Genomic DNA, 4,772 nt, shown 5'->3' on the forward strand with positions numbered 1-4,772 from the left:
CAACATCGTCACGCCGTGACGTCGATGACTACCTTGCCGATCGCCTTGCGATCGGCCACCAGCCGTAGTGCCGCCGCGGTGTCGCCCAACGGAAACCGGGCGCCGATGTAAGGCCGGATCGTGCCGTCGGCGAACATCTGCGTCAACTCCCGCATGTCACGGGCGCAGTCGTCCGGGTGATCGCTGGCGAACGTGCGAATCTCCATGCCGCGAAGGGTGATTCCCTTGAGCAAGACCAAATTCAGCGGGATGGCGGGGATCGTGCCGGCAGCGTAGCCCAGGGTGACGAACGTGCCGCCGCGTGCCAGGGCGCGCAGGGCCGGCTCGGCGTAGCGCCCGCCCACGGGGTCGAGCACCGCGTGGGTGTCGTCGTCGGTGAGCTCGCGGATGCGGGTTTTCAGATCTTCGCGGTCGTAGTCGACCGTCGCCTCGGCGCCACGCTGGCGGCACAGCTCGAGCTTCTCCGGGCTCGACGCGGCGGCCAGCACCCGTGCCTTCATCGCCACCGCGAGATCGACCGCGGCCAATCCCACGCCTCCGGCGGCGCCGAGGATCACCACCCAGTCGCCCTGCCCGACTTCGGCGATCGACCGCAGGGCGTGGTAGGCGGTGCGGTAGGTGACTCCGAAGGCCGCCGCGGATGCGTAGTCGGCTGTGTCGGGTATCGCGGTCACCGACTCCGCGGGCAACAGCGCCTGCTCGGCAAACGCACCGACAAACGTTGTGGCCGAGACCCGTTGGCCGGGCCGAGCCGATGCGCCCGTGCCGACGGCGATCACCTCACCGGCCAGCTCGCTACCCGGAATGAACGGCGGCGGAATCTTGACCTGGTATTTACCGTCGATCAGGAGCACATCGGGGAAGTTGACCGCCGCCGCGTGCACCCGCACCACCACTTGGCCGGGCCCCGGAATCAATTCGGGGACCTGCTCGACGACGAGACCTTCCGGCGGGCCGTAGGCGCGGCACATCGCGGCGCGCATCAGCTGAACCCCACCACATGGTCGACGAGGGCTCCATATTTGGCGCGGACCGCCTCGCGGCGAACGTCGAGCATCTCGCTGGGCCACTCCGAGCTCTCGGCCTCGACGTTCTTGAGCAGCATCCGGGCCAGGTTGACCTTGTGCGCCTCGGTGGGCCCGTCCGCGAGGCCGAGCGCGATGCCGCCGATCAGGACATTGACCAGCGGCAGCTGGTCGGTCAGGCCCAGTGCGCCGTGCACCTGAATCGCTCGCAGCGCAATGGATTTCAGGACTTGTGCGGCCAGTATCTTACAGGTGGCGATTTCGGCACGGGCGCCGTGCTCGTCGCCGCTGTCGATCAGCCAGGCGGCATGCAACACGGTCAGCCGGAACGGTGTCAGCTCGGTGTAGGAGTCGGCGACGAATTCCTGCACCAACTGCTTGTCGGCCAGCAAAGTACCTTGGGTGAAACGGCTTTTCGCGCGCCGCGCCATCATCTCGACGGTGCGCTGGGCCATGCCGATTGCACGCATCGCGTGGTGTAGCCGGCCGCCGGCCAGCCGGGTCTGCAAGATCAGGAAGCCCTGACCAGGCTCGCCGAGCAATGCCGTTGACGGCACCCGGACGTCGTCGTAATGCACCAGCGAATGACCGGGTTCGTGCGGGTCGGCGCCGACCAGATGATGGTTGGCCTCCACGGTCAGGCCCGGGGTGTCGGCTGGGATCAGGAATGTCGAGGCACCGTGGTGCACGGCGACATCGGGGTTGGTGATCGCGACGACGATGAAGAACGACGCGACGGACGCGTTGGACGAGAAGTACTTTCGGCCGGTGATCACCCAGCCATCACCGTCGCGGACAGCGCGGGTCGTGAAGACCCGGGGATCGGCGCCGCCCTGCGGCTCGGTCATCGAGAAGCAGGAGAAGATCTCTCCGGACAGCAGGCCGGACAGGTAGCGGTCTTTCTGCTCCGGGGTGCCGAAGCGGGCGATGATCTCGGCGTTGCCGGTGTCGGGCGCCTGCGTGCCGAACACGATGGGCGCCCACGGGCTGCGGCCCAGAATCTCGTTGATCAGCGTCAGCTTGACCGCGCCGAAGCCCTGGCCGCCGAGTTCGGGCCCGAGGTGCGGTGCCCACAGGCTGTGCTCGCGGACCTGTTGTTTGAGCGGGTCGACGACGGCGCGCCGCTGCTCGTTCGGCGGCTGGAACTCACAACCGGGGAACAGCACCTCCAGTGGTTCGACTTCGTCGCGGACGAATTCGCGGATCCAGTCGAGCTTCTGCTGGAATTCTGGTTCGGTGGAAAAGTCCCATGCCATGTCCGAGTCTCCTATCAGGGGATGCCGCCGTCGGCCCGCAGGATCGAGCCGGTGGTGAAGCTGGATGCGTCAGATGCCAAAAACAAAGCGGCGCCCACGATTTCAGCAGGCTCCCCGGCTCGCTGCAACGACAGGCCGGCGAACGGATTGCGCTGGGCTGCCTCGATGTTCCAGGACTTGCTGACGTCGGTGAGAAACGGTCCGGCCATCAACGTGTTGACGCGGACCGCCGGGCCGAGCGCGCGGGCCAAGCCCTCGGTCATCGCGTTGAGACCGGCCTTTGACGACGCATACGGGATGATGTCGGGTGTCGGGCGTAGCGAGCCGGACGTGCTCACGTTGATGATAGAGCCGCGGCCCGCGGCGACCATCCGCTCACCGACCAACGCGGACAATCGAAATGGGCCCTTGAGGTTCAGGTTCAGCACCGCGTCGAACAGCTTCTCGGTGACGCCGGTCAACGTGTCGTAGACCGGCGACATGCCCGCGTTGTTGATCAACGTGTCGACCTTGCCGAACCTTTGGTAGACCGCGTCGACGAGGCCGTCGAGTTGATCCCAGCGACCGGCGTGCACCTGATACGGCATAGCCGCGCGACCGGTCTCGCTCTCGATCTGCTCAGCGACGGCGATACAGTTCTCCATCTTGCGGCTGGCGATCACCACGTCGGCGCCGCAGCGCGCCATCCCGAACGCCATTTCCCGGCCCAGCCCGCGACTGCCGCCGGTGATCAGCGCGACATGGCCGGTCAGGTCGAAAAGCCGCTCGGCGTAGCTCATCTCAGTGATCCGGCCAACCCGGCCGCGGTGGCGATCAGTTGCGGGACCATCGCCCCGAACGCGTCCTGGATCGCACGCTCGACCTTGCCGCTGCGCACCCCAGCAGCGTAGGTCTTTTCCAGCACGATGCCGAGCTTCCAGTTGGCCAGCACCAGGTAGTAGTCGATGTTCTCGCACCCCAGACCGCTGACCGCCTCGTAATGCGCGAGCAACTCGCTACGCGTCGGCATCCCCGTCATGTCGAGATAAAAACCGTCTTTCTTGGGGTTTTCGCCGTCGTAGCCCAACAGGCACCAGGCCAGATCCAGCAGCGGATCGCCGATCGTGGTCATCTCCCAGTCCACGATCGCGGCCAGCCGGGCCGGGCCGCCATGGGCGAACATCACGTTGGCGAACTGGTAGTCGCCGTGCATGATGCCCGGGGTGTAGTGGGCGGGCCGGTTGGCGCGCAACCAATTCGCGGCCTCGTCGAGGCCGGGCAGCTCGCGCACCCGGTAGCTGGCCAGGAAGGCCAGCCACCGATCGACCTGCCGCTCGTGGAATCCCTCCGGTCGGCCGAAGCCCGCCAGTCCCTGCGCCTGCCAATCGACGCGCCCCAGCTTGGCGGCGCCCTCGACTAGTTGGAAGGCCAGGTCGTGCCGGGCGGTCAGGTCGTTGTCGAACGGCGCCGCCCAGCCGCCGTCCATCGGGCTCCAGCCGTCGATTGCCCGCATCACGTAGAACGGCCTGCCGAACAGGTGGCCGTCGTCGTCGGCGATCAACTCGGCGTGCGGGACATCGGTCCCGCCCAGCGCTCGGACCAGTCGGATCTCGCGGAGCAACCCGTCGATGCGGGCGGCGTCGGCGCGCTCGCCGGGCATCCGGAGCACCATGCGCTCCTCGCCGCGGTGGATCAGATACAGCGTATTTTGCGAGCCGCCGGACAATTGCTCCAGGCGCGGCTTCTCGCCATCACCCGGAGCGTCGTTGTCGTCGAGCCAACGTCCGAGAATTTCGTCGTCCAGCATCTGCACACCCCGATCTCCGCTGCAGAGAATAGTATTCTCCGCAGCCGTGGTACGGGGCCGTCGGCCCGTGAAAAGCTGTGGCGATGCAGTTGCTTCTGGTCCGGCACGCGTTGCCGCTGCGCAGCCAACCCGGGCCCGCGAACCAGGGGCGTGCCGACCCGGACCTCTCCGACGAGGGACGCGCGCAGGTGGCGCGGCTGCCCGAGGCGCTGGCCCGATTCCCGATTGGCCGGGTGATCAGCAGTCCGCAGCGCCGTGCTGTGCAGACCGCGGAGCCGGTTGCGGCGGCACGCGGACTGGACATCGAGATCGACGACCGCTTCGCCGAGTACGACCGCGACCTGCCGGTCTACATCCCGATCGAAGAAATCCGGGCCGAAAACCCCCAGGAGTGGGCCCGGATGGCCGACGGGCAGCTACCGAGCACCGTCGACGAGGACGCATTCCGGGCTCGGGTGCGGGCCGCCATCGACAATGTCGCTGCGACCGTCGCGCACGAGGACACCGTCGTGGTGTTCAGCCACGGCGGGGTGATCAACGTGGTGTTGCACGAGATCCTGGGCACCCGGCGGATCTTGTCGTTCCCGATCGACTACGTGTCGGTGACGCGGTTACTGTTCTCCCGGTCCGGGCAGGCCAGCGTGGTAACGGTGAACGGCACCGAACACGTCTGGGACCTGCTGCCGAGAAACCGGCGGTAGCCAT

5 protein-coding genes are annotated in these 4,772 nt (G+C 67.1%); 1 reads left to right on the forward strand and 4 read right to left on the reverse strand.

What is annotated here, in order from left to right; genetic code table 11:
• Window positions 1-8: 8 nt before the first annotated feature.
• From AC2VOU_RS10930 to AC2VOU_RS10945, 4 genes are read right to left on the reverse strand one after another with little or no spacing between them, the layout of a single operon-like run.
• Window positions 9-983, reverse strand: coding sequence for an NADPH:quinone oxidoreductase family protein (locus AC2VOU_RS10930; RefSeq protein WP_486957397.1), 975 nt, complete (start codon window positions 981-983; stop codon window positions 9-11).
• The gene (locus AC2VOU_RS10935) at window positions 983-2,281 is read right to left on the reverse strand and encodes an acyl-CoA dehydrogenase family protein (RefSeq protein WP_486957398.1); all 1,299 of its coding nucleotides are present in this window, start codon (window positions 2,279-2,281) and stop codon (window positions 983-985) included. Before AC2VOU_RS10935 ends, AC2VOU_RS10930 begins: the two co-directional genes overlap by 1 nt.
• 14 nt (window positions 2,282-2,295) lie before the next feature.
• The gene (locus AC2VOU_RS10940) at window positions 2,296-3,060 is read right to left on the reverse strand and encodes an SDR family NAD(P)-dependent oxidoreductase (RefSeq protein WP_486957399.1); all 765 of its coding nucleotides are present in this window, start codon (window positions 3,058-3,060) and stop codon (window positions 2,296-2,298) included.
• Window positions 3,057-4,067 carry a phosphotransferase family protein gene (locus tag AC2VOU_RS10945; RefSeq protein ID WP_486957400.1) on the reverse strand — a complete coding sequence of 337 codons (1,011 nt, stop codon included), beginning with the start codon at window positions 4,065-4,067 and terminating at the stop codon, window positions 3,057-3,059. The genes AC2VOU_RS10940 and AC2VOU_RS10945 overlap by 4 nt, the downstream gene beginning before the upstream one ends.
• An 83-nt stretch (window positions 4,068-4,150) precedes the next feature.
• Between AC2VOU_RS10945 and AC2VOU_RS10950 the strand changes: the two genes are divergently transcribed.
• Window positions 4,151-4,768 carry a histidine phosphatase family protein gene (locus tag AC2VOU_RS10950; protein ID WP_486957401.1) on the forward strand — a complete coding sequence of 206 codons (618 nt, stop codon included), beginning with the start codon at window positions 4,151-4,153 and terminating at the stop codon, window positions 4,766-4,768.
• The last annotated feature ends 4 nt before the right edge of the window (window positions 4,769-4,772 follow it).

Source organism: Mycobacterium sp. TH-M25, assembly GCF_057473665.1.